30 protein-coding genes are annotated in these 24,117 nt (G+C 62.2%); 17 read left to right on the top strand and 13 right to left on the bottom strand.

Features of this window, described 5'->3' with window-relative positions; translation table 11 throughout:
- Positions 1–43 precede the first annotated feature (43 nt).
- From KEC16_RS08735 to KEC16_RS08710, 6 genes are all read left to right on the top strand, one after another.
- Positions 44–262: a hypothetical protein gene (locus tag KEC16_RS08735; protein ID WP_211547919.1), complete on the top strand. Its 219-nt coding sequence runs from the start codon at positions 44–46 to the stop codon at positions 260–262.
- A gap of 1,582 nt (positions 263–1,844) precedes the next feature.
- Positions 1,845–2,183: a helix-turn-helix domain-containing protein gene (locus KEC16_RS08730; RefSeq protein WP_211547917.1), complete on the top strand. Its 339-nt coding sequence runs from the start codon at positions 1,845–1,847 to the stop codon at positions 2,181–2,183.
- Positions 2,184–2,317: 134 nt separating this feature from the next.
- A complete protein-coding gene (locus KEC16_RS19780; RefSeq protein WP_346344055.1) occupies positions 2,318–2,692 on the top strand; it encodes a GreA/GreB family elongation factor in 375 nt (124 codons plus the stop codon).
- A 113-nt stretch (positions 2,693–2,805) separates the two neighbouring features.
- Positions 2,806–3,177 (top strand): hypothetical protein, encoded by a 372-nt coding sequence (locus KEC16_RS08720; RefSeq protein WP_211547913.1) that lies wholly within the window; start codon positions 2,806–2,808, stop codon positions 3,175–3,177.
- Position 3,178: 1 nt separating this feature from the next.
- Complete coding sequence (locus tag KEC16_RS08715; protein WP_211547911.1) at positions 3,179–3,709, top strand: RNA polymerase sigma factor; 531 nt, start codon at positions 3,179–3,181, stop codon at positions 3,707–3,709.
- A complete protein-coding gene (locus KEC16_RS08710; RefSeq protein ID WP_211547909.1) occupies positions 3,706–4,044 on the top strand; it encodes a hypothetical protein in 339 nt (112 codons plus the stop codon). Before KEC16_RS08715 ends, KEC16_RS08710 begins: the two co-directional genes overlap by 4 nt.
- Here the strand turns inward: KEC16_RS08710 and KEC16_RS08705 are convergent.
- Together KEC16_RS08705 and KEC16_RS08700 are read right to left on the bottom strand one after the other, a co-directional pair.
- Positions 4,041–4,322 carry a hypothetical protein gene (locus KEC16_RS08705; protein ID WP_211547907.1) on the bottom strand — a complete coding sequence of 94 codons (282 nt, stop codon included), beginning with the start codon at positions 4,320–4,322 and terminating at the stop codon, positions 4,041–4,043. The two genes, KEC16_RS08710 and KEC16_RS08705, sit on opposite strands and share 4 nt — an antisense overlap.
- Positions 4,323–4,361: 39 nt before the next feature.
- Entirely contained in the window at positions 4,362–5,000 is a 639-nt protein-coding gene (locus KEC16_RS08700; RefSeq protein WP_211547905.1) for a S24 family peptidase, read from the bottom strand.
- Positions 5,001–5,121: 121 nt separating this feature from the next.
- Between KEC16_RS08700 and KEC16_RS08695 the strand changes: the two genes are divergently transcribed.
- The 7 genes from KEC16_RS08695 to KEC16_RS08665 all read left to right on the top strand — a co-directional run bounded on the left by KEC16_RS08695 (position 5,122) and on the right by KEC16_RS08665 (position 9,407).
- The gene (locus tag KEC16_RS08695; protein ID WP_211547903.1) at positions 5,122–5,487 is read left to right on the top strand and encodes a hypothetical protein; all 366 of its coding nucleotides are present in this window, start codon (positions 5,122–5,124) and stop codon (positions 5,485–5,487) included.
- The gene (locus tag KEC16_RS08690; protein ID WP_211547901.1) at positions 5,484–5,855 is read left to right on the top strand and encodes a hypothetical protein; all 372 of its coding nucleotides are present in this window, start codon (positions 5,484–5,486) and stop codon (positions 5,853–5,855) included. Before KEC16_RS08695 ends, KEC16_RS08690 begins: the two co-directional genes overlap by 4 nt.
- Positions 5,856–5,984: 129 nt before the next feature.
- Positions 5,985–6,188 carry a hypothetical protein gene (locus KEC16_RS08685; protein WP_211547899.1) on the top strand — a complete coding sequence of 68 codons (204 nt, stop codon included), beginning with the start codon at positions 5,985–5,987 and terminating at the stop codon, positions 6,186–6,188.
- A 1-nt stretch (position 6,189) separates the two neighbouring features.
- Positions 6,190–7,695 (top strand): portal protein, encoded by a 1,506-nt coding sequence (locus tag KEC16_RS08680; RefSeq protein ID WP_211547897.1) that lies wholly within the window; start codon positions 6,190–6,192, stop codon positions 7,693–7,695.
- Positions 7,682–7,954: a Bbp19 family protein gene (locus KEC16_RS08675; RefSeq protein ID WP_211547895.1), complete on the top strand. Its 273-nt coding sequence runs from the start codon at positions 7,682–7,684 to the stop codon at positions 7,952–7,954. The genes KEC16_RS08680 and KEC16_RS08675 overlap by 14 nt, the downstream gene beginning before the upstream one ends.
- Before the next feature lie 15 nt (positions 7,955–7,969).
- Positions 7,970–8,692: a capsid assembly protein gene (locus tag KEC16_RS08670; protein ID WP_211547893.1), complete on the top strand. Its 723-nt coding sequence runs from the start codon at positions 7,970–7,972 to the stop codon at positions 8,690–8,692.
- A gap of 88 nt (positions 8,693–8,780) precedes the next feature.
- Positions 8,781–9,407, top strand: a complete 627-nt coding sequence (locus tag KEC16_RS08665) for a ParA family protein (RefSeq protein ID WP_211547891.1) — start codon at positions 8,781–8,783, stop codon at positions 9,405–9,407.
- Between the two features lie 78 nt (positions 9,408–9,485).
- On the opposite strand, the gene KEC16_RS08660 is transcribed toward KEC16_RS08665, so the two are convergent.
- Both KEC16_RS08660 and KEC16_RS08655 read right to left on the bottom strand, forming a co-directional pair.
- A complete protein-coding gene (locus KEC16_RS08660; protein WP_211547889.1) occupies positions 9,486–10,796 on the bottom strand; it encodes a methyl-accepting chemotaxis protein in 1,311 nt (436 codons plus the stop codon).
- On the bottom strand, positions 10,774–11,298 hold the full coding sequence (locus KEC16_RS08655; RefSeq protein ID WP_211547886.1) for a PAS domain-containing protein: 525 nt from the start codon (positions 11,296–11,298) through the stop codon (positions 10,774–10,776). Before KEC16_RS08655 ends, KEC16_RS08660 begins: the two co-directional genes overlap by 23 nt.
- Positions 11,299–11,596: 298 nt before the next feature.
- On the opposite strand from KEC16_RS08655, the gene KEC16_RS08650 reads away from it, so the two are divergent.
- Positions 11,597–12,439: a 23S rRNA (adenine(2030)-N(6))-methyltransferase RlmJ gene (locus KEC16_RS08650; RefSeq protein WP_211547884.1), complete on the top strand. Its 843-nt coding sequence runs from the start codon at positions 11,597–11,599 to the stop codon at positions 12,437–12,439.
- Here KEC16_RS08650 and KEC16_RS08645 read toward each other — a convergent pair.
- A complete protein-coding gene (locus KEC16_RS08645; RefSeq protein WP_211547883.1) occupies positions 12,436–12,879 on the bottom strand; it encodes a hypothetical protein in 444 nt (147 codons plus the stop codon). The two genes, KEC16_RS08650 and KEC16_RS08645, sit on opposite strands and share 4 nt — an antisense overlap.
- 130 nt (positions 12,880–13,009) lie before the next feature.
- Between KEC16_RS08645 and KEC16_RS08640 the strand changes: the two genes are divergently transcribed.
- Positions 13,010–13,852 (top strand): dienelactone hydrolase family protein, encoded by an 843-nt coding sequence (locus tag KEC16_RS08640; RefSeq protein WP_211547882.1) that lies wholly within the window; start codon positions 13,010–13,012, stop codon positions 13,850–13,852.
- Here the strand turns inward: KEC16_RS08640 and KEC16_RS08635 are convergent.
- Positions 13,833–15,215 (bottom strand): MATE family efflux transporter, encoded by a 1,383-nt coding sequence (locus tag KEC16_RS08635; protein WP_211547880.1) that lies wholly within the window; start codon positions 15,213–15,215, stop codon positions 13,833–13,835. The two genes, KEC16_RS08640 and KEC16_RS08635, sit on opposite strands and share 20 nt — an antisense overlap.
- Positions 15,216–15,347: 132 nt before the next feature.
- On the opposite strand from KEC16_RS08635, the gene KEC16_RS08630 reads away from it, so the two are divergent.
- The gene (locus tag KEC16_RS08630) at positions 15,348–15,830 is read left to right on the top strand and encodes a cache domain-containing protein (RefSeq protein ID WP_211547878.1); all 483 of its coding nucleotides are present in this window, start codon (positions 15,348–15,350) and stop codon (positions 15,828–15,830) included.
- A gap of 17 nt (positions 15,831–15,847) precedes the next feature.
- Here the strand turns inward: KEC16_RS08630 and KEC16_RS08625 are convergent, their stop codons facing one another.
- The 7 genes from KEC16_RS08625 to rpmI all read right to left on the bottom strand — a co-directional run bounded on the left by KEC16_RS08625 (position 15,848) and on the right by rpmI (position 22,159).
- The gene (locus tag KEC16_RS08625) at positions 15,848–16,597 is read right to left on the bottom strand and encodes a substrate-binding periplasmic protein (protein WP_211547876.1); all 750 of its coding nucleotides are present in this window, start codon (positions 16,595–16,597) and stop codon (positions 15,848–15,850) included.
- A gap of 58 nt (positions 16,598–16,655) precedes the next feature.
- Positions 16,656–17,408 carry a substrate-binding periplasmic protein gene (locus KEC16_RS08620; protein WP_211547874.1) on the bottom strand — a complete coding sequence of 251 codons (753 nt, stop codon included), beginning with the start codon at positions 17,406–17,408 and terminating at the stop codon, positions 16,656–16,658.
- Positions 17,409–17,454: 46 nt separating this feature from the next.
- The gene (locus tag KEC16_RS08615; protein WP_211547872.1) at positions 17,455–18,036 is read right to left on the bottom strand and encodes a histidine phosphatase family protein; all 582 of its coding nucleotides are present in this window, start codon (positions 18,034–18,036) and stop codon (positions 17,455–17,457) included.
- 1 nt (position 18,037) lies between these two features.
- Positions 18,038–20,434, bottom strand: coding sequence for a phenylalanine--tRNA ligase subunit beta (gene pheT / locus KEC16_RS08610; protein WP_211547870.1), 2,397 nt, complete (start codon positions 20,432–20,434; stop codon positions 18,038–18,040).
- Positions 20,431–21,510 (bottom strand): phenylalanine--tRNA ligase subunit alpha, encoded by a 1,080-nt coding sequence (gene pheS, locus KEC16_RS08605; protein WP_211547868.1) that lies wholly within the window; start codon positions 21,508–21,510, stop codon positions 20,431–20,433. Before pheS ends, pheT begins: the two co-directional genes overlap by 4 nt.
- Before the next feature lie 86 nt (positions 21,511–21,596).
- Entirely contained in the window at positions 21,597–21,953 is a 357-nt protein-coding gene (gene rplT / locus KEC16_RS08600) for a 50S ribosomal protein L20 (protein WP_211547866.1), read from the bottom strand.
- Positions 21,953–22,159: a 50S ribosomal protein L35 gene (rpmI, locus tag KEC16_RS08595; RefSeq protein WP_211547864.1), complete on the bottom strand. Its 207-nt coding sequence runs from the start codon at positions 22,157–22,159 to the stop codon at positions 21,953–21,955. Before rpmI ends, rplT begins: the two co-directional genes overlap by 1 nt.
- A 201-nt stretch (positions 22,160–22,360) precedes the next feature.
- On the opposite strand from rpmI, the gene KEC16_RS08590 reads away from it, so the two are divergent.
- Entirely contained in the window at positions 22,361–24,097 is a 1,737-nt protein-coding gene (locus KEC16_RS08590) for an EAL domain-containing protein (protein WP_211547862.1), read from the top strand.
- Positions 24,098–24,117: the final 20 nt, after the last annotated feature.

The raw sequence follows: 24,117 nt of genomic DNA, 5'->3' as shown, positions 1-24,117 counted from the left end.
ATTTTCACTGGCCTAGCGATGAAAATTTGGTCGAATTATTGAGATGATCAGCGTTTTTGCGAGGAAAATTTCACGTAGCACGGAAATTTTCAGCCACCAGTTCGCCACCATGTTCAGCATATCAATGGATGTGCCGGAGAAAAATGCCGCCCCTGAACATTCCGCTGTGGGGATGACCGGGGGGCGCTTTGGACAATGGGTATCGGGGAAAACACTATCGGCTGAAATTTTTCGGCCACTGACCCGGCGCCATAATGTTTGAACCAGGGGCATTCAGAGCGGAGTGGTTTCTGAAAATTACAGTGCTCAATAAATAATATTAGGCACAATCTAAATGTGTAATGCTGAATGCACTTAAATTTACCCACATAAACCAATCGAATATTTAACGGTTGACGTTGGTGCTGTCGCCTGACTACCGTGCTGATACTGAATGTGCTTTGCATATTGCGACGCAGATGCAAGCGCGCCTATTTATCGGACCTGGAGGCTCGCATGATAAGAATGTACATGCGTATCTTGGAGAGCCGGGGGTGGACCGCACCGTTTGGAGTGGCCGCCTGCGTCATTCGCCGCGATTCTGATGGACAACTTGCACACCTGAGGCCTTCGTCGCTTAATGCGCCCCATCTACTGGAGGCTGCGTTAGACCGAATTGAGGCAGCAATGCCAGCAGCAGCGAACAACGACAATGATCCCTGGCCGGCAATGGCACCCAAGGGGCAAGACTGATGTGCGCCTGAATTTGGATCGTCAGAGGCAGGAAATGCCCTGGGGGACTGTCCGTCGAATGGACTTGGGTACCGAGAAGCAGCCCATGCTGTGGGCGAACATCTGGGCCAGTGATGAGTTAGGAAAAGCCCAGGACGGGCGGTTATAGCGCCAGCATGAACCTCGTGGAGATGGCCGAACCTAGGCCGAGAATATCACGGGAATAAGTCCCAGGCTTGGTTATGGCCTCAATTTGAATTATCAGTTCCCTGCCCATCCGAGTTCCTTAAGGAATGCAAGCCGTCGGCGGTCCCTTTCCGCGAGCCGGACATCGCCAAGAGCTGAATATACGGTTGCTCCCGTCAAAAGGACCACGCCCCCAAGCCAGGCGTACATTCGCCAGGGATCCCCGCCCTCTACCAAGAGCAACAGGGCGAAATAGCCGAGCCAGACCTTCCACCCGAGGCCGGAACGCCTGCTTGGAAGCAGTCGCGCCTCGCCGGTGTGGTAATTGACCACGCCTAGGAGAAGCCCCTCCCCATCATCGGGCTGGTATGCGAGGATGCCAATCGAATACCCTTCAAGCGCGCCAAACCGCCGGTCATGCATCTCCCATCGACGCTCCTCGCCACATAGATCCCTCACCCAGATCTCGCGAAACTTTCGAATCCCGCCATCTCCGGATACCTCAGTATCGCGGTGCTCCGAAATCCAATGTCCCTGGTATGCAATTCGCCCATCGCCAGTGAGATCGGGAGGCAGAAGCGAACGTGGCAAAGCCTATCCCTCCATTTGGTCGGCATTCGGATGAGCGGCCAACTGCTTGATGGCTTCAATGAGGAGGAGGCGCCATCCCTCAGTTGATTTGATGGCTTGGTCCGGTGGTAAACTCCCGAGCAGGATCCCAGCGGTCGCCCCACACAGGTGCGCAATTACGTCGGCTGGGCCGAAGCCAGGTACCTGACGCCCAACCCTCTCCAATGCGAAATCGGCAATTTCTGCGGCGATGTCGCCGTCAAGCGTTAGCTCTGTCCTCATAACCCCGCAATCCGAAATCAGATTTCGCCATAACCTTCATTAGGCGAAACGACTCCCGATGGTCAAGCACGTGAGTCGAAGAGACACTTCGGTTCATGGCAACCGATCTGAAATCTGTTTTAGGGGCAAAGGTACGAGCGGGGCGCGAAAGCGCTGGCCTGAGCCAGGAGCAGCTCGCCGAGCGGATCAATCGCACCCCCGAGACAATCTCGAATATCGAACGCGGGAAGACCATGCCTGCGATCGAGACGCTTCAGGCGCTGTGTTCTGCTCTTGGCTTGCGGTTGGCGGAGCTCTTTGCCGACGAAGATTTGGGTCGGGATGTGGGCCGCGTTGCTCGGGAGCACAGGGTGGTCCTCACGCTGCGGACACTGTCTGAAAGCGATCTTGAAGTCGCTCAAAAAACAATCGAGGCGCTCGCGAATCGCCAGTGAGGTTGCGCGCGGTCGCCAGCGAAGTGAGCCGGCGCTGGCCGCGCCGTCTTACACTTCGCAGTCGCCCGCGCGCCCGAAAATTAAAATGTCGTCTAACGAGTATATCGCCGAATTATGGCCACCCATTTAACTCATTGATTTTAAATGATGAGTATGTTCTTGGGGTTAAAACGGCCAGCAAGAAGCGCCTGCGGGAGATCGACCGCCGCCTACGCTTCCTGACCAAGCGCATCGAGGCCGCCCGCGTCGTCGACCCCACAACCCAGACCAATACCGAACAGGTCTTCTTTGGCGCGACCATCACCTATGCCAATTCCCGCAACGAGGAAAAGACGGTGACCATCGTCGGCATCGACGAGGCCAACCTGGAAAAGGGGCGCATTTCCTGGATCGCCCCCATCGCCCGCGCCCTGATGAAAGCCTATGAGGGCGACACCGTGCAATTGCGCATTCCCGGCGGCATCGAGACGCTGGAAATCATCGAAATCCGTTACGAGGCGGTGGAATGAAAATTTCGCCACGGCGGCTGCAATAAAATTCCCGTCCCGCTCGTCATCATGATCACAAGGGTATGACCGGGAACCCCCGGCCCTGCCAAGCAACCGACATGAAGGCGCCGCCAATGTTTTCCCGCACTCCCCTTCGAATGATCCGCCACGTCCTGCTGGGACTGGCCGCCGCCCTGGTCTTCGCCATCGTCTTCGGCGCTGTCGTCATGCTGGCCTGGAACGCGGTGATCCCCGATCTGTTCGGCCTGCCGCCGTTGAATTTCTGGCACGCCGTCGCCATCTTGGTGCTGGTCCGGGTCCTGACCGGGCGCTTCACCCCTGGCCGGCATGGGCATCATCGCCGCTTTTCCCGCACATTCGGCCACCGCCATGGCGCCAACGCCGCCTTGTATTCGGCCTGGTGGGATGCCGAAGGCGCCAGCGCCTTTCAGGCCTATGCCGACAAACAGACGGGCGAAAGCGGTCGCGGGTGCGGTCACCATTGACATGCCCCCCGATCACAACGGCGGACGGCAACGCCTGACCGCGACGATAACGCGTGAACGCGACAAGATAACGCGGCTGGTCCGTGCCCGCTTGGGACGATTTTCCGAATTGGATGCCGAAGACGTCGTCTCGGACGCGGTGCTCCGCTTGTTGGAACGAGCCGATCTGCTGGCCGAGGTGGAAAACCTGACCGCCTATCTGTTCCGCGCGGTGGGCAACAGCCTGACCGACCTGCTGCGACGCCACCGCCGCACCGAGGAATTGTCGCCCGACCAAGAGGACCGAGCGCCCGGCCCCGACCAGAACGCCCAACACCAGCAATGGCGCGACCTGCTGGAAGCGGCACTCGCCCAGCTCTCTTTGGCCGAGCGCGAGGTCTGGGTCGCCGTCGAGGTCGAAGGCTACACCTTTCGCGAACTGGCCGAACAATGGGGCCAGCCCATCGGCACCTTGCTGTCACGCAAGAACCGAGCGGAAAAAACCTTGAAACGGCTGCTGGCCGATCCCAACCAGGAAGGAAAGACGCCATGAAAAAGCAAGCTCTGCTCATCGTCGCCCGGACCGCCGCCGGGGCCGCCCTGGTGTTGGGGCTCATGCATTGGCTTGGCGTCGGCCTGCCCCTGCATGTCCACATGGCCTGCGGCGCCGCGCTGGTTCTCGCCCTGTGCGGCCTGGCCATCCTTGGCCGTCGCCGCGCCGGCTGGCTTGCGTGGGCGGCCATCGCGCTGGGACTTGTGATCCCGGTCGTCGGCATGGCCCAACTCGGTCATGCCGAAATGCGCGCAATCTTGCAAGCGCTCCACCTTAGCTTGGGATTGGGAGCGGCGGCGGTGGCGGAAATTCTGGCCAAACGCTTCTGCGCTTAGGCCGGCGCGCCATTGATTTTTCCGGCATTGCGCACCGCCATGGCCTGACGCCGGTAATCGTTCAAGGATCGACTGCGCTGAGACAAGGCGCCATCTTCCAACACCTGCACGGCGTTGATCCGCTGTCGCCGCCGCGCCGTCTGCGCACGGCTTTCCGCCGCCAACCGCTCCAACACAGCGGACGCCCCCGCCATTGGCGGCGGATCGCGGCGGGGAATGGGGCCGTCATAACGGCGCTCGTCACCGGGCACGGCCGAATGAAGCAAGATGAAACGCATGCTCGATTTAGAACATAAAGCGAACAAATGCGCAAGGCCTTATTGGCTCGCCCACAAGATGCGCGCCAGCCACGAAACCTCTTCCGTCGCGAATGAACGACCGGAATGGGCGGGGTTGAGCGAGGCCAGCTCGATGCGCTTGGCGGTCTGGCGGATCAATTGCTTGACCATCACTTCGCCCTCGATGGTCTTGACCACGACACGATCCCCGCGCCGCACCGAGGCGGCGGGGGAAACGATCACGATGTCGCCGTCGCGATACAGCGGCTCCATGCTGTCGCCCGAGACTTCCAGGGCATAGGCATTGTTGTCGCCGACTTCGGGAAACGGGATTTCATCCCAGCCGCCGCCGCACGGATAGCCGGCATCGTCGAAATATCCGCGATCGCCGGCTTGGGCCGAACCGATCAGCGGAATGGTCGGTCCCTTCCCGTTTTCGCTGGGAACCGAATCGTCGATATAGACCAGCAATTGCCCCAGGCTGGCGCCGGTGGCGTCCAGCACCTTGGCGACGCTTTCCGTCGAAGGCCAACGCGGCTTGCCTTCCCGCGTGATGCGCTTGCTTTTGTTGAACGTGGTCGGGTCCAGCCCGGCACGCCGGGCAAGCGCCGACGCCGTCAATCCATGGTCGCGGGCTAGCGAATCAAGGGCAGCCCAGATATCGGTGTGCGTCAGCATGGGAAGATGATCCCTGAATCGGCCACGGAAAACAGCAGGAATAATAACCTATGACTTCTTGACAAAAATCCGCAATCGGCGGATTCAATGTTCTCCTTGCGTTCTCGTACGGAGTGCCCTCATGGCCCGACCGCGTTTCATGCCGCGTCACCTCTTGGTGTGCGCAACCGAACCCTTTAGATGCGCCGAAGAGGCCTGGCTCTGGTACGCCCATTGCCAAATGGCCCGGCTGGCCGGCTGTCGCCCCCGTGCCGATATGGCCGCCATTCCCCGCCCCTGCGACCCCGACGACATCCACCGCGAAGTCATGCGCCTGTTCCGAACAGGCCGACTAAGTCAAGGCCATCTGCGCGTTCTGGCCGAATTGGCCACCCGTCTGGTTGGCGATGGCGGCACCACATCCTGGTCCGAAGGCCAGGATATTCTTTGGCGAGAAGCCTTGGATAAACTTGAAACATCGTTACGGAACAAGGGGATCGTCGCATGATTCCCGCCTCTTGCGCCTTGGTCGGCTTTGTTCACACCACCGATTTATGGTGGCTGCGATTGCTGCGCCCAGGCTTTCGTCATTGCTTTGTCGCCGTCCGCAGCGGGCCGTTCTGGGTGGTCATCGACCCGCTGTCACATCACACCACGATCCGGGTGGAAACCATCGCCGGTCTGGCTGGTTTTTACCGCCGCCACGGCATCACCGTGGTGACCACCCGATTGCGCCCCCCGCCCCGACGGGCCGCGCCATGGCGCCCCTATACCTGCGTCGAAGCGGTGAAACGGATTCTCGGCATTCAGGCCGGTGGCGTCATCACCCCGTGGCAATTATACCGCCTCCTGACATCAAAGGAAAATATACCTTGAATGTGCTGCTTCTTTTGGTTATATATGAGAAATAATTTTCCCCCATTAGTTCAAGTTAGCGCCTCGGCCCCTGCCCTTCGGGACATTTCTCTGGCGCCAATTGGAACAAAAGACGAACAGGAGAGCCCGATGGGCGGTTTTTTCAGCAGCACCCCGACGGCGCCGGAACCGACACCGTTGCCGACGCCAACCGATCCCGAGGCCGAGGCTCGGGCGCAACGCCTTGAAACCATGAATCGCAACCGCCGTGGCCGGGCCGGCATGGTCACCACCGGAGAACGCGGCGTATTGACCCCGGTCAGCGGCGACGCCAAGCGTTTGTTGGGGGAATGACATGACCCAATCCCTTCACCCACCGGAGCCGGATCGCGCTCCCGATCAGCTCCGCCAACGCTATCGCAAGGCCAAGGAACGGCGCTCGACCTGGGAAGCCCATTGGCAGGAATGCTATGATTACGCCTTGCCTTTGCGCGACGCCGTGCTGCACCAGCCCAATCCGGGCGAGAAAAAGGGCGACCGCCTCTTCGACGGCACCGCCGCCGATGCCGTCGATCAATTGGCCGCCAGCCTGCTGTCGGAACTGACGCCGCCTTGGGCCCAATGGTTCGGCCTGACCGCCGGCCCCGATCTGGAGGAATCCGAACGCCAGCAGGTGGCGCCCTTGCTCGACAAGGTCGGGGCCATCTTGCAAAGCCATTTCGACCGCTCGAACTTCGCCGTGGAAATGCACCAATGCTATCTTGACGTGGTCACCGGCGGCACCGCCTGCCTGTTGTTCGAGGAAGCGCAGCCGGGCGAGCCGTCGGCCTTTCGCTTCACCGCCGTGCCACTGGCCCAGGCCGTCCTGGAAGAAGGCCCCGACGGCAAGTTGGACAGCACCTTTCGCCGCAACGAATTGACCCTGGCCGCCTTGCGCCTGCGCTTTCCAGCGGCCGAATGGCCCGATTCCTTGCTGCGCCAGGGCGAGGAAGACCCACAGGCCCGCTTTGCCATCATCGAGGCGGTCATTCCCAACCAGCGCGGCCATTACGATTACGCCGCCGTCCTGGAACAGGGCGACGACGACGCCCCCTTGCTGGCCGAAGGGCGTTTCGGCCATAGCCCGTTCATCAATTTCCGCTGGCTGAAAGCGCCAGGGGAAATCTATGGCCGCTCCCCGGTGATGAAAGCCTTGCCTGACATCAAAACCGCCAACAAGGTGGTCGAACTGGTGTTGAAAAACGCCACCATCGCGGTGACCGGCATTTGGCAGGCCGATGACGATGGCGTGCTCAATCCGGCCAACATCAAACTGGTGCCCGGCACCATTATCCCCAAGGCGGTGGGCTCGGCCGGCTTGAAGCCGCTGGAATCGCCCGGCCGCTTCGATATCTCGCAACTGGTGCTCGACGATTTGCGCGGCCGCATCCGCCACGCGCTGTTGGCCGACAAGCTGGGGCAAACCGAGGCCCCCAAGATGACGGCGACCGAAATCCTGGAACGGGCCGCCGACATGGCCCGCCTGCTTGGCGCCACCTATGGCCGGCTGCAATCGGAATTGCTGACGCCGCTTATTTTACGGGCCGTCCATATCTTGCGGCGCCGCGGCGAAATCCCGGCCTTGCTGGTCGATGGCCACACCATCGATCTGCAATATCGTTCACCCCTGGCGCAATCCCAGGCCCAGCGTGATGCCCAGAGCATGCTGACCTGGCTGTCGGCCTTGGCTCAACTTGGCCCGGCCGGACTGGCGGTGGTCGATGCCGCCGCCACGGCCCAATGGCTTGGTCGCGCCTTCAACATTCCCGCCGACCTGATGATAACCCCGCAGCAACAAGAGGTTCCCCATGTCCAAATCTGATGCCGGTTGGGCCTGGTTCGAACAACCGGCCGCGCCCGACGACAGCCAACGCCTGACCATCGCCCGAGCCTTCGCCCGCGCTTTTTCCGGCGCCGATGGCGATCTGGCCCTGGCGCATCTGCGCAGTCTGACCCTGGACCGCTGTCTTGGTCCCGAAGCCAGCGACGCATCCCTGCGCTGCCTGGAAGGCCAGCGATTGCTGGCCAGCCACATCCTGTCGCTGGTCGAACGCGGCCGCGACGGTTCCCTACACATTTAGTTCGGAGAACAAAAGATGTACTATGAAGATTCCCTGGAGCCGGAAGCCGATCCGCGTCAGCCCACCGGCATCCCGGACAAGTTCCGCGATCCCGCCACCGGCGGCTTGCGCACCGAAGCCTTGTTGCAGGCCTATCAGGATTTGGAACGGCGCATGCACCGCATGGTCGAAATCCCTGGCGACGATTGTTCCGACGAACAACGCTGCGCCTTTCACCGGGCGCTGGGGGTTCCCGACAGCCCCGACCAATATGCCATCGAACAGCGCCATCCCATGCTGAGTTCCGATGCCGAGGTCAATCGGGCGCTGCATCAGGCCGGCTTCACCCCCAAACAGGCGCAATTGGTCTATGATCTGGCGCATCAACGGGTTATCCCGACCATCGAGCAGATGGCCGGCGAATATGAAAGCCAGCGCAGCCTGGAACGCCTGCGCGATCATTTCGGCGGCGACGCCAAATGGTCGGAAACCGCCCGTCAGGTCTCGGCCTGGGGGCAAAGCAATCTCGCCCCCGAGGTGTATCAGGCCCTGGCCACCTCCGCCGACGGCATCATCGCCATGCGCGCCATGATGAATTCGGGCGAACCGTCCGTCGGCCGCCAGCCCAGCAGCCGCGAATCCGAACCGTCGGAAGGCGAATTGAAGAAAATGCTGCAAGACCCGCGCTATTGGAAACAGCGCGACCCCGCCTTCATCGACAAGGTATCGACGGGCTTCCGCCGCCTGTACGGAGAATGATTCCAGGGCGGCGGGGCGCGATCTTCACCTTTCGCGCCTCGCCGCCTGTGTTACCCTGCCCCGTGAAAGACGAAAGAAGGGGGCGGCGATGCTGTCGGTACTGGTCGGAAATATCAAGGGCGGGTGCGGCAAGACCACCATCGCCACCCATCTGGCGTCCTCGTTCGCCGCCACCGGCCTGAAAACCGTCATCGCCGATTGCGATCGCCAGAAATCATCGCTGAACTGGCTGAAACGCCGCGATGAAAGCGCTCCGGTGGTGACCGGCCTCGATTGGTCCAAGGATTTGGGTTCGGCCCCCAAGGGCATCGACCGCCTGGTCATCGACGCCCCGGCGGCCATGCATCACAAGGACGTCGAGGATTTGATCGCCATCGCCGACGTGGTGGTGGTTCCCGTCCTGCCCGGCGCTTTCGACCAGGACGCCACCGCCCATTTCCTGAAAAAGCTGTCCGAGGTCAAGGCCGTGCGCAAGAACAAGCGGGTGGTGGCCATCGTCGGCAACCGCCTGCGCCTCGGGCTCAAGGCCACCGAACAACTGGATGTGTTCTTCGCCTCGCTTGGTTTTCCGGTGGTGGCGCGGCTGCGCGACAGCCAGATCTATCCGTCGGTGGCGGCGCTGGGGTCCTCGGTGCTGGAAGCCAAGGAACGCCGCGCCCGCGATTACGCCGCCGAATGGACGCCGTTGCTGGACCTGCTGGCCAAGCAAGACTGAGCCCGCGTGGCGTCTGAACGAGCCCGGAACGGGCCGCGCCTCGCGCATACCCCCGCGTGGCGTCTGAACGGGCCGCGCCTACTGCATCCGCATCCCGGAACAGACCCGAATGATGAAGGCGTCGATGTCGTCGTTCATGCCGACCGTCCGCGCCGCCATGTCGCCGGCGGCGATCAGGACCTGATCGGCGGCCTCGGTGGCGGTGCCGGCCACTTCCGACACTTCGTTGATGGTGCCGGCCACGGTCTGCACCCCGGCGGCGACATCGCGGATCGCCCGGCTGATTTCAGCCACCGCCGCCGATTGCTGTTCGGTGGCCGCGGCGATGCCGGACGAATTGTCATTGATATCGCTGATCATGCCGGCGATGCGGCGCACGGCATCGACCGCGCCACGGGTGGCCTGACGCATGCTTTCGATCTGGCTGGTGATGTCGTCAGTGGCCCGGCTGGTCTGATTGGCCAGGGATTTGACTTCGTTGGCGACGACGGCGAAGCCCTTGCCAGCTTCCCCGGCGCGGGCCGCTTCGATGGTGGCGTTCAGCGCCAGCAGATTGGTTTGGCTGGCGATCTCGGTGATCATCTTGACCACGTCGCCGATCTTTTGAGCGGCATCGGCCAGCCCCTGGATAGCGTGATCGGTCTGCCCCGCCACCTGCACGGTGTCTTGCGCCATATTGGCCGATTGTTGAATACGGGCAGCCACTTCCCGAATGCCGGACGAGACCTGTTCCGCCGCCGAAGCCACCGATTCGACATTGGCCGAGGCATCCTCGGCGGCACGGGCGACGGTGGAGGATTGGTTGCTGGTCTGGTTGGCGATGTCGCGCATCTGCTGGGCGGTGGCTTCCAACTCGGTGGCCGTGGCGGCGACCGCCTGGCTCATGTGCTTGATGGTGTTGCCGACGCCGGTCGCCTCGGTGACGAATTCCTTGGATTTGTTTTCCATGCTGGTCAGCGCGCTGTTGATCAGGCGGGCATGATCGGAAAACTCGCCGACCAAGCCTTCCAGCAAGATGTGACGGAAATAGCGGCCTTGGGCGGTCATCGCCATGGCGGCGTCGGCTTCCTTGGTGAAGGCCTCGGTCAAATCAAGCAACCGGTTGATGGCGTGATCCAAATCACCCAGCACGCCGGCTTCCCTGATCCCGACAACGCGGGAATCCAACCGGCCCGCGGCGGCCTGGGCCAGGATGGCCCGCGCCCGATGCACGGCCGAGCGGGTGCGCAGGATCATCCACAACGACAACAGCGTCGAGATCGCGGCAACGGCGGCCAAAAGGGACGATAGCGCGTCGGCGGCCAGCAGATGCAGCACCAGCATGACCACCGAAACGACGGCGGCCACGGCCGAGGCGATCCACGCCTTAGAGAGCGAAGACGAATTCATCGTAGGGCACCCCCAGCGCCAGCAGCTTATCGTTCAAGACCTGATAGGCCGTTTCCATGCCCTTCTTGCGATCGTCGGCTTTATTTTCGATTGCCGCCAATTCGGCATACAAGGCTTCCGCCTTGGCGATCGCCTCGCGCTTGGGCACGCGCCGATTGGAATGATAGCTGACGATCTCGCCCGCGGCATTGAAAGTGGGGGTGATATGGGCCAACACCCAGTAATGGTCGCCGTTCTTGGAACGGTTGACCACATAGGCAAAGCATTCCCGTCTGGACTGAATGGTGTCCCACAGCAACTTGAAGATGCAGCGCGGCATTTCCGGATGACGGATCAGGCTGTGCGGCTGACCGATGACCTCGGCTTCGCTATAGCTGGCCAAACGCAAAAAGACCTCATTGGCATAAATCAGGCGCCCCTTCAGATCGGTCTTGCTGACGATGATTTCGTCAGCTCCGAAGGTGCGTTCAACGCCAGTCAGTTTCACATCGTTTCGTGCCATGTCCCCCCCACGGGTCGGCTCGTTGATGACGATTCAGGCGACGCCACAGGGGTGACCCAGGCAGCTTCACGCGGTTTAACATATAGAGCCAAGGCATTAAGCCATAATTAAAAATACTTACGGGCAAGCCGAATAGTGCTGACTTTAGCTTTGTACGCGATCATCGGTTACTGCCGACAACCGCAAATGCTGCGACGCACAATCCAATTGTTTTTAGAATTTGTATAAAATTACTGCGCAGGGCCGCCGCTGCTAATTTTCTTGCGATTTTCCGGTTTTTTGCCCACAAGCCTGGGCCATGAATTACCGACACGCATACCACGCCGGCAATTTTGCCGACGTCCACAAACACGCCGCCCTGGCCCTGATCCTTGAGCACCTCAAGCGCAAGGAGGCGGCCTATGCCTATCTGGACAGCCATGCCGGTATCGGCGCCTATGACCTTGCCTCGGTGCAGGCGGAAAAGACCGGCGAATGGCAAAACGGCATCGCCAAGGTTTTGGCCGCCGCCGCCCCGCCGGAAGAGCTGGCGCCCTTCCTGGCGGCGATCCACAGCCTCAACCCCGATGGCGGCCTGCGCTATTACCCCGGCTCACCGATGATCGCCGCCCTGGCAGCACGCCCCCACGACCGGCTGGCCCTGTGCGAATTGCACCCGGAAGATGCCGAGGAATTGCGCGCCCGCTTCGCCGCCGACCGCCGGGTCGGCGTCCATCACCGCGATGGCTATGACGGCCTTAAGGCCCTGCTGCCACCACCGGAACGGCGCGGTTTGGTGCTGATCGACCCGCCTTTCGAGGTGCGCGACGAATTCCAGCGCATGCGCAAAGGCCTGATCGAGGCGATGAAGCGCTGGCCCACCGGGCTTTATGCCCTGTGGTATCCGATCAAGGCCCGCGACGTCATCGACCGTTTCCATGCCGACCTCGCCATGCTTGGACTGCCGAAAACCATCGCCGCCGACATCTGGATCAGGGGCGGAGACGCCCCCGACCGCCTGAACGGCTGCGGCTTGGTGGTCATTAATCCGCCGTGGAAGCTGGACCAGGCATTGGGCCGATTGATGCCATGGCTGGCCGGCGTCATGGGCGAGGCCGACGCCCATTCACGCTTGCACTGGGTTGTGCCCGACAACGCCTAATCGCAGGTGATCTTTCCCTCGGCCTCGGTACAGGCGCGACGGGTGCGCAACACCATCTGAGCGCCATCTTCATAGGTGCACACCACCCTTGTCAGCTTGCCGGCAGGGGCGACCTTGACCTCGGTCAGTTTCAGCGCTCGGGTTTGCTCCGGCGTGCGGCCACAATGCAGATAGCCCTGAAAATCGCCGGCTTCCCACAGGGCGTGGTTTTTCAGCTTCTTGAAGTCCTCCAGCGTCACGCAGGTGTTGCCGTTATCCTTGTCATACATGCGGGCGTCGTCGCTGCAATAGCCGGCATAGCTGTACTTCAGCTGCGCCTCGGAGGGACAATCGCCCACTTGAACCGCTTGCGCCAGATCGGGACACCCGATCTGTTCCGCCCCGGCGGCGGAAATGGGAAGGATGGCAAGGCAGGCGCACAAGACAAGACGGCGGATCATGGGACTTCCCCCCGATGGAAAGCGGCAGTTTAGGCCCGTTTCGGTCACGGCGATCTGACAATGGTCAAGCCCCCCTTTCAATTGCGCCAAGACGTCCCCACACTCAGGGCAGCCAAAGGGAGATCTCGCGATGCACGAAGACATGAAAAGCCTGAACCCCGCTTTCAGCCGCCGGAACTTTATCGGCACGGCGCTGGCCGCAACCGGCTTCGCCATGGCCGCCGGCCCGGTCCACGCCGAAGCCATCACCACCGACGCCATGGGCCTGAGCGTCGGCCCGGTGATGATCGGCGAGTTGCCGGCCTATGTCGCCCGGCCGGCGCAGGCCGGCGCCCTGCCCACCGTCTTGGTGGTTCAGGAAATCTTTGGCGTGCACGAACATATCCGCGATGTCTGCCGTCGGCTGGCCAAGCTGGGCTATCTGGCCATCGCCCCGGAACTCTATGTCCGTCAAGGCGATCCCTCGACCATCGCCGACATCCCCACGCTGTTGAAAACCATCGTCGCCAAGGTCCCCGATCGCCAGGTGCTGACCGACCTCGACGCCGCCGCCGCCTGGGCCGGCGCCAATGGCGGTGACCCCCATCGTCTGGCCATCACCGGCTTTTGCTGGGGCGGGCGGATTTCCTGGCTCTATGCCGCCCATAACCCCACATTGCGGGCGGCGGTGGCCTGGTACGGCAAGTTGACGGGCGAGGCGACCGCAATGACCCCGCATCATCCGCTGGACTTGGCGGCGCAATTGAAGGCCCCGGTTCTTGGACTTTATGGCGGCGCCGACCAAGGCATCAGCCAAGACAGCATCGCCCTCATGCGTGAGGCGGCCAAGGCCGCCAAGGTCAAGACCGAGATCGTCGTCTACCCCGACGCCCCGCACGCTTTCCACGCCGATTACCGCCCCAGCTACCGCGAGGAAGCGGCCAAAGACGGATGGAACCGCCTGCAAGCCTGGCTTAAGGACAATATGGCTTAAGCAGATCCAGGCGGCGGCGCAGGCTCCACCGCAGGGTGACCAGCGCCGCCACCACCGCCAGACCGATCGCCAGACCGATCCAGATGCCCAAGCCCCCCATGCCGGCGCCAAAGGCCAACAGAGCGCCGATGGGGATCCCCAGCCCCCAATAGCCCAAACCGGCGAAGATCATCGGCACGCGGGTATCCTTGAGGCCGCGCAAGGCGCCGGCGCCAACCACTTGGGCGCCATCAACCACCTGGAACAAAGCCGCCACGGCCAGGAACACCAAGGCGTGGGACAGCACCACCGCCGTATCCGGCCGCTCAAGGTCAAGGAAAGCGCTGACAATGGCCTGGGGCCAGACGATCAGCACCACCGCCATCAGCACCATGAAGCCGCTGCTCAGAACCAAGGCGGTCCAGCCGGCCTTGCGCACGCCGTCGGCATTGCCGGCGCCGGCGGCCAGCCCGACCCGCACGGTCGCCGCCTGGGCCAGCCCCATGGGCACCATGAAGGTGACCGAAGCCACCTGGAGGGCGATGGCGTGGGCGGCCAGGGATGGCGCGTCGATCACCCCCATCAGAAAGGCGGCGGCGTTGAAGCCCGAGACCTCGAACCCCATGGCCAGCCCCATGGGGCCGCCGACCCGCAGCAATTCCTTGAATTTCGGCCAATCCGACCGCCACAGACGGCCCAACAGATGAAAACGGCGGAAACGCCGGTCAGCCAGGATGAACCCCAGCAAGGCAATGAACATGAAGGCATTGGACAGGCTGGAGGCCACCCCGGCGCCAACCACCCCCATGGCCGGCAGGCCCCAATGACCAAACATCAACAGCCAATTGACCCCGGCGTTCAAGCCAACCGCCAGCACGGTGACCACCATGGCGGCGCGGGGCCGTTCCTGCGCCGCGATGAACGAACGCAGCGCGATCATCCCCAAGGCCGGCAGCAATCCCCACATCACCGCCCGGCCATAGGCTCCGGCGGTGACGGTCAGGGCAGGGTCTTGGCCCAAAAATCCCAAAATCGTCTCGGTGTGCCACAACACCACCCACACCGGCAGACTATATAATCCCGCCAGCCACAATCCTTGACGGACGATCCGCCGACATTCGCGCACAGCGTGCCGCCGCGCCCCCAGGGTCTGGGCCAGCATGGGCGACGTCCCCAACACCAGCCCGATGCCCATGACGAACCAGCCGAAATACAGGTTGGCGCCCAAGGTTCCGGCGGCCAGATCCGTCGGCCCCAACCATCCCATCATCACCGTGTCGGTGGTGCCGATGGCGATCTGGGCCAGATTGGTAAGGATAATGGGCCAGCCCAGCGACAACATGGCCGCCGCCTCGGCCCGCCAGCGTGACGGGGATGTGTTCATGATCGGGCGCTTATAGCACCCCTTAAGACCCCGTGTCCTGCCGACGAAAGTCCAGACCGTTCAACCGGCCTTTTGTTTCCTGGCGAAGCTATATTAGAATGGTCGAAATCATAATGAAGGGGAGGCTGATCTATGTTTTCCAACCGCTTGAGCGTGGCGTTGCTGGTGGCGCTGATGCTGGCGCCGCCGGTCTGGGCCGCCGACGCCAATGCGCCGGCCCCAATCGTTCACCATGGTTACGAACAGGTGCAAACCCTGGTCGATGACGCCGTCGCCTTCATGAAAAAGGTCGGCGCGGAAAAAGCCTTCGAGGCCTTCAACGACCCCAAGGGGAAGTGGATCCAAAACGATCTTTACGTCTTCGCCTTCGATGCCAAGGGCGTCTACAAAGCCACCGGCTTCCGCCCGGAACGCACCGGCTCGGACGCTTGGGAAATGACCGACGCCGCCGGCTTGAAGCTGGTTCAGGAAATCATCAAGAAAGCCAAGCGCAACGGGTCGGGGATGGTCGATTACCTGTGGAAGAACCCGGCCACCGGCAAGCTGGAAAACAAGACCTCATACGTGGTCCAGGTCGGCGATTACGTCGTCGGCGCCGGCTTTTATCACCGCTGAGCCCCCAAGAGGGGCGGTTACTCCGCCCCTTTTTCGGCGCCAAAGCGGTCCTTGATATCCTTGACCATCTGCGGATTCTCTTTCAACCAGGCATTGAACTCCGCGACCACCTGCGGGTGCCGACTGGTCGATAGATAATAATAATCGCGGGAATGCGGTAAGGCCGAGTTGAAGACCAAGGCGCCGGGCATGTTCAAGATATTGTTCAGCACGTGGTGGGCGACCGCCACGTTGACATAGGCGCCGTCCACATGGCCGACCACGGTCTGGCGCAGCAGCAATTCCATCCGCGGATTTTCCTTCAGCGCCACCTTGTCGGCCTTGACCCGATCCGCCCACGCCAGCGGGGTAAAGCCGGCCACGGTGCCAAGCGTGCGAAACTGGTCCGCCTGCCTGGCGATGGAGCCGGGACGGACGACGACGCCGTCAATATAGGATACCAGCGGCTTGCTGTAGGTCATGGTCAGCCCGGCCTTGGCCTCGGTGCCCCAGCCGGGATTGTCGGGCAGCTTGACGTCGATGCCGCCGCCGGCCAACTCGGCATAAAGCCGCTTGATCGGCAAGGCCCGATAGGTGACGTGGTAATCCTTGGCCCGAGCGAAAGCATCGACGATCTCGCGCATGACCCCGACATATTCGCCATCGCGGATGGCGTAGAGCGGATAATATTCAATATCCTCGACGCCGATGACCAGTTCGCGCGGCGCGGCCTGGGCAATTCCCGTCATTGCGCACATGATAAACAAGGCCAATCCAAGGCGCTTCATCTCACCAATCCTCTTTTCTCGACGGCTCAATGAACACCAACGCACAACACTCGGCAAGTCACTTGATGCCTTTTTCCGCGTTCATCCTGAGTTTGACCGATTCGACCAGAGCGGCGTTTTCCATCAACCATTGATCAAATGCGCGGATAATCTCTGGTTGCGTGAATGATGAGAGATGATAAGAACCTCGGATATGGGGCAGGCTGGCGTCGAAAACCAAAGCCCCATCCATATCCAGCAACCGCGCCAGGGCATAATTGGCGACAGCGACACTGACATAGGCGCCGTCCACTTTGCCGGTGGCGGCCTGCTTGAGCAGGTCTTCCACCCCGGTCTGCGCCCTCAGCGCGACCGAGCCATCGGCGATGCGGTCCTTCCAGCCGAGCGGTTGGAACCCCGACACCGTGCCCAACACCCGGATGGCCGAGGCACCGCGCCCCAAATTCATCGGCCGTACCATGACGCCATCCAGAGAGGCGACCACCGGCTTGCTGTAGGCGATGCTTCGCCCGGCCTTGAAATCGCCGCCCCACTGGGCGTTATCGGGAAATTTCAGATCGATCCTCCCACTCACCAATTCGCTGAACAGACGGTCGATGGGCAAGGGCCGATAAATCAGGCGGTGTCCCTGGGCATGGGCAAAGGCATCGAGAATTTCCCGCGCCGTGCCGACGTAATCGCCCTCTCGCACGGCGAATAAGGGGTAATATTCCTGTTCCTCGACCCCGACGACCAAATCGCGAGCGCAGACGGGCGATGCCATGACCATGGCCGCCAAGATCAATAAAACTGTCTTGATCTTACGCATCATTCCTTCCCCCTCTCCCCTGCCGATACCACCAAAGCACAGGGGGGGATCAGGAGCAAGCGACACGCTGGACAAGGCCATCGCGCAACAGGAAAAGCGCGTCCTGCGGGCTGTCTTGGGCCAAGGCGTGATCGGGATCCCAGCCGGCGTAAAGGCCACGCAGAATTTTACCGGCGATGCCATGGCTGACGGCGACAACATGATCGTTGTCGCCCAGGGTCGCCAGCCATGCCGACAGACGGCTGACCATGTGGGCGTGAGTTTCCCCCCCAGGACAGTGAAAGAACCACGATCGCCGGCCGCTGCCGCCCAGCTGACCGGGGGGGAACTCGGTTTTCAGTCGGCCGGAATATTCCCCGGTCGAGACTTCCTTGAGGCGGGCATCGCGCTCGACCTGAGCAAAGTCCAGACCGGCGGTTTCGCACAAGATGGCGCTGGTCTGCATGCACCGCGATAATGGCGAGCTGACCAACCGCCATCGCCCCACCCCCAGCAAGGGCTGGATGGCGCGGCCATAGGCGCGGGCCTGCTCGATGCCGTTCAGGGTCAACGGCGAATCGCCGTGACCCTGAATGCGCTGTTGGCGATTCCAATGGGTTTCGCCATGACGAAGCAAAATGATGGTGGGCATGTTATCCCCGCAAGACCCCACCCGTGGCCTTAAGCACGCCTTCGACGATCTTCTTGCCCACCGCTTCGATTTCTTCGTCGGTCAGGGTCTTGTCAAAGGGCTGCAAGGTCACCGAGATGGCCAGCGACTTCTTGCCCTCGCCCACATTGGGGCCTTCGTACAGGTCAAACACCGACACATCGGTGATCAGGGCCTTCTCGGCGTTCCTGGCCGCCCGCAGCACCGCATCGGCCGACATTTCGGCATCCAGCACGAAGGCGAAATCACGCTCCAGCGGCTGGAACGCTGACAGTTTCACCAGCGGCTTGGCCTTGGTCGCCTTGGCCTTTTGCGGCGGCAAGGCTTCCAGGAACAATTCGAAGGCGACGATCGGCCCCTTGACGTCCAAGGCGGTCAAAACGCCCGGATGCACTTCGCCAAAGGCAGCGACCGGCTTATTGCCCAGCTTGAGCACGCCGGAACGGCCGGGGTGATACCAAGACGGCGCATCGGTGCCGATCTGGAACGAATCCGGGTTGGCCCCGGCGGCGGCGATGGCCGCCAGCAGATCGGCCTTGGCGTCGAACACGTCAACGGCGCGGCTGGCTTCCTTCCAATGGCGCGGCACCGCCTTGCCGACCCGGATCCCGGCGGCGACGGCGCGTTGCTGGCCCGGTTCGGGGCCATCGAACTGCGCCCCGATCTCGAACAGGCCCAAATCCTTGAAACCGCGATCGGCATTGCGCCCGGCGGCAACCACCAGATTGGGCAGCAGGCTGGGCCGCATGCAATCCAGATCGGTGGAAATGGGATTGGCCAGATGCATGGCGGCGGTCCCGCCGCCGAACAACTTGGCCTGGGCCGATGGCAGGAACGACCACGTCACCGTTTCCACCAATCCCCGGCTGGCCAAGTGACGACGCACCCAGGCGGCGCGGCGCTGGCCCGGGGTCAGCACCGGCTTGCACATGGTCGGGCGCGGCATCGGCGTCGCCGGGATTTGATCATAGCCGTTGACCCGGATGATCTCTTCCACCAGATCGTGTTCGGCGGTGATGTCGCCGCGCCATGACGGCGGCACCACCAACAGGCCGTCGCCATGTTCGGAAACGGTGCAGCCCAAGGCGGTCAGGATAAGTTCCTGACGCTTGGTCTCCACCGCCACACCGCCCAGGGCTTCCGCCCGTTCGGGCCGCAGGGCGATGGATTGGCGCCAATCGGGTTCGGCCCCGGCAACCACCAATTCCGAGGCTTCACCGCCGCACAATTCCACGATCATGGCGGTGGCCAGTTCGGCCGCATCGATCAGGAACGCCGGATCGATACCGCGTTCGAACCGGAAGCGGGCATCGGACAAGATATCGAGCTTGCGCCCGGTCGCCGCCGTGCGGATCGGATCGAAAGCCGCCACTTCCAAGAAAACCTCGGTGGTCGCTTCGGTGCAGCCGGAATGTTCGCCGCCCATCACCCCGGCCAGACCTTCCGGCCCGGCTTGGTCTGCGATCACCGTCATCTCGGCCGACAGCTCGTATTCCTTGCCGTTCAGCGCCATCAGCTTTTCGCCCGGACGGGCCAGACGAGCGGTGAGGGCGCCGTTGACCTTGGCGGCGTCAAAGACGTGCAGCGGGCGGGCCAGATCGAAGGTGAAGAAATTGGTGATATCGACCAGGGCCGAAATGGGACGCAGGCCGATGGCGGTCAGACGGTCTTGCAGCCATTGCGGGCTGGGGCCGTTCTTCACGCCCTTGAAGTGACGGCCGACGAACATCGGACAGGCGGATTTGGCATCCTCGGGGAAATCCAAGGCGACGTTGATCGGGCTGACATAGCCGCCCTTGACCGGATTGACCACCAGCGGCTTCAAACGCCCCAGACCCGACGCCGCCAGATCGCGGGCAACGCCGCGGACGCCCAGGCAATCGGCGCGATTGGGGGTGATGGAAATCTCGATCACCGGATCGAAGCGCATCACCTCGACCAGCTTGGCGCCGACCGGGCTATCCGCGTCCAGTTCGGCGATGCCGTCATGGTCTTCGCCCAGCTTCAGCTCGCGCCAGGAACACATCATCCCCTGGCTTTCGATGCCGCGCACATTGCCCTTTTTCAGTTTGTCGCCGCTGACCGGAATAAAGGTTCCCGGCTGCGCCAAAATGACCTTGATCCCGGCCCGCGCGTTGGGAGCGCCGCACACCACCTGAATGATGCCGGCGCCGGTATCGACCTTGCAGATGCGCAAGCGGTCGGCATTGGGGTGCTGTTCGGCCTCGACGATATGGCCGATGGTGAAACCGGCCAAATCCTTGGCCGGATCATGGATTTCCTCGACTTCCAGGCCCAGCATGGTCAGGCGGGCGTCGATTTCGGCCAGCGTGGCTTCGGTGTCCAGATGGCTTTTCAGCCACGACAAGGTGAATTTCATCGGGTCAGCCCTCCGGACAGGGTCGGCACGTCAAGGGGGACGAAGCCGTAATGCTTGAGCCAGCGCAGATCGGAATCGAAGAAAGTCCGCAAATCGGGAATGCCGTATTTCAGCATGGCCATGCGCTCGACGCCCATGCCGAAGGCAAAGCCCTGATACTCGTCGGGATCAATGCCGCAGGCGCGCAGCACATTGGGATGAACCATGCCCGACCCGCCGATTTCCAGCCAACTGGCCCCCTTGCCGATCTTGAGTTCGCCGCCGTCGCGCGAACAGCCGATATCGACCTCGGCCGAGGGTTCGGTGAAGGGGAAGAAGCTGGGGCGGAAACGCACCGGCACTTCGTCGACCTCGAAGAAGGTGGTGACGAATTCCAGCAGGCAGCCCTTGAGGTGGCCCATATTGGTGGTCTTGTCGATCACCAGACCTTCGATCTGATGGAACATCGGCGTGTGGGTCATGTCCGAATCGCAGCGATAGGTGCGGCCCGGGGCGATGATGCGAATCGGCGGCTTCTTGCTCAGCATGGTGCGGATCTGCACCGGGCTGGTATGGGTGCGCAGCAGGTGGCGCGAACCATCCTCGCGCTCGCCGAAATAAAAGGTGTCATGCATCTGCCGGGCGGGATGTTCGGCCGGGATGTTGAGCGCGGTGAAATTGTGGAAATCGTCCTCGATATCGGGACCTTCGGCCACATCAAAGCCCATTTGGGCGAAGATGGCGGCCATTTCTTCCATCACCTGGGAAATGGGGTGGATGCGGCCGGACTGGCTGTCGGGGCGGACCGGAAGCGTGACATCGACTTTCTCGCGCGCCAGACGGGCATCAAGCGCCTTGGCTTCCAGCACCGATTTGGCGGCGGCGATGGCCTCGGCCACCTCGTCCTTGACCGCGTTCATGGCGGCGCCGGCGGCCTTGCGGGCTTCGGGGTCCATCTTGCCGAGCGCGGCCATCAGGCCCGAGATGCTGCCCTTCTTGCCCAGCGCGGCGACGCGGGCGGCTTCCAATGCCTCGACGCTATCGGCGGCGGCTACCGCCGCCAAGGCCGCGACGCGGATCTTATCGAGTTCGTCCATGCTTCACCCCATTCGGACATAAAAGGGGGCCGCCCGCATGGGCAGCCCCCTTAAGCAAAACAGACCTGCTGAGAAATCGCAGTGCCTTAGCCCAGGGCCGCCTCGGCCTTTTGCACCAGCGACTTAAACGATTCCGGCTCGCGCGCGGCGATGTCCGCCAGAACCTTGCGGTCCAGCAGGATGCCGGCCTTCTTCAGGCCATTCATGAAACGGGAATAGGGCATGCCGTACTGACGGGTGCCGGCGTTGATACGCTGGATCCACAGACCCCGGAAATTGCGCTTCTTGGCCCGACGGTCGCGATAGGCGTAGCTGAGCGCCTTTTCGACCTTTTCGATGGCGACGCGGAAACAGGTGGAAGCCCGGCCGCGATAGCCCTTGGCCAGCTTCATGATCTTCTTGTGACGGGCGTGAGTGGTTACGCCCCGCTTGACGCGCGCCATTACTTAGCTCCGTTCGGCAGGTAGTATTGCTTGACCTTTTCACCATCGGCCTTGAACAGGACGAAGGTGCCACGGGCTTGACGCTTCATGTCTTTCGGCTTGGCGGACAGGCAGTGGCGCTTGTTGGCTGCGCCGGCCTTGACCTTCCCGCTGGCGGTGAGCGTGAACCGCTTTTTGGCGGCGCTCTTGGTCTTCATCTTGGGCATTTTTGCATCCTTCGAAAAAGAAGTTTCGGACGAGTAAAAGCGGCAAGGCATGCCCTAACAGGCCCAGCGCGCTTGAAGGAGGAAGCTTATAAACGCAAGGTCAATGGAATGCAAGCTTTGGCGGAACATATCGTCACTAGCGACAAGGCCCGCGCCCGTGCCATAGTTCCGCACACGGGAAGCACAGCCAACAGGGGCATCATGGCGGCGGGCGACATCGCGACATCGCGGGAAGTTTATGTAGCATTCGCCTTCGCCGCCGCCGATCTGCTGGTGGAAGTCGACGATGACGGCGCCATCGTCTTTGCCGTCGGCGCCGCCATGGCGCTGACCAACAAGCCGGCACGGGCCTTGACCAGCCAGCCGGTGGCGTCGATGTTCATCCCCCAAGATGGCGAACGCATCGAGCGCGCCCTGGCCCGCATGGACGAGGGCGAGCGGGTCCGCCTGCTGCTTTTGCATACGCCGGGCGGCGCCAACCGCCCCAACAGGCCGGTCGCCTTGGCCGGCTATCGTCACCCCGACAAGCCCGGTCACCGCCTGCTGGCGTTGACCCATGCCAGCGCCCTGGAAGTACCGGCGGAAAACCGCACCCCCATCGGCCACCTGCTCAACCGCGAGGATTTTTCCGTCCTTGCCCGGCGGATGATGGACGAAGGCAGCACCGGCGCCGATTCCGAGCAGGTCTACCAACTGACCATGCTGGAATTGCCGGCGGTGGAACAGGTGCGCGCCGCCGCCGGGCCGGTCAGGGCCGATGAATTCATGGCCGAATTGGGCGAACGCCTGAAAGCGGTGTCCATGGGCGGCGACGCGGCCGGTGAACTGGGCGAAAACCGTTACGGCGTCATTCATTCCCCCAATATCACCACCACCAGCATCGAAGCGGCGCTTACCGATCTGGTCAGCGCCTTTTTGCCCGATGATCGGGCCGAACCGGTCAAATCGGCCTCGGTCGCCTTGGACGCCGCCGGCATTTCGTCGGAAGAGGCCACCAACGCCTTGCTCTATTCACTCAATCGCTTTTCCCAAGGCGAAGACGTCAGCCTGACCAATCTGGCCCGTGACGTCCGCTCGCGCCTGTCGTCCACCGTTGGCCAGATGCGCGAAATCAAGGAAGTCATCGACCAGGGCCGCTTTGAACTGGTGTTCCAGCCCATCGTCGATCTGTGGACCGACATGGTCCACCATTTCGAATGTCTGGTGCGCTTTCCCGGCAAATCCTCGCCGTTCGAAACCGTCACCTTCGCCGAAAATGTCGGCATCGTCGGCAATCTGGACATGGCCATCTTGAACCGGGCGATCAATTTCATGCGTTCGCCCCTGGGCAACAATCCGGGCCTGCGTTTCGCCGTCAATCTGTCGGGCCGCTCCTTGTCGCATGCGCCGACCGCCCGCAGATTGCTGTCCATGGTCGCCGCCTGCCCCGATCTGCGCGGCCGGATGCTGTTCGAATTAACCGAATCGGCGGCGGTGGACGACCTGCCCGCCGTCAACGCCATCTTGCAATCCTTGCGCAAATCCGGTTTTGCCGTCTGTCTCGACGATTTCGGCGCCGGCTCGGCCGCTTTTCACTACCTGCGGGCGCTGGAAGTGGACCATGTCAAGATCGACGGCGCCTATATCAAGGAAGTCGCCGGCTCGGACACGCCGACGCCGTACCTCAAGGCCATCGCCCAGCTTTGCGCCGATCTGAAAGTCGGCACCATCGCCGAATTCGTCGAAACCGCCGAAACCGCCAATCTGTTGAAGCTGCTTAAGGTCCGCCACGCCCAGGGCTATCTGTACGGCAAACCCATGCAGCCGGCCAATATCGAGTCCGACCCGATGAAGGGCTGGGCCGTCAACGGATTGTTTTGGCAAAACGGCCTGCTGGCCTTTCGCAATCAGGCCCCCCAAGCCCGTCCCATTCGCTTTCCCACCATCAGCAATGGCTGACAACCCGGGTGTTTTTCCGT

This window comes from Magnetospirillum sulfuroxidans (assembly GCF_018224925.1).
Taxonomy (GTDB): domain Bacteria; phylum Pseudomonadota; class Alphaproteobacteria; order Rhodospirillales; family Magnetospirillaceae; genus Magnetospirillum; species Magnetospirillum sulfuroxidans.
This window is presented reverse-complemented; position numbering and strand designations above follow the sequence as displayed.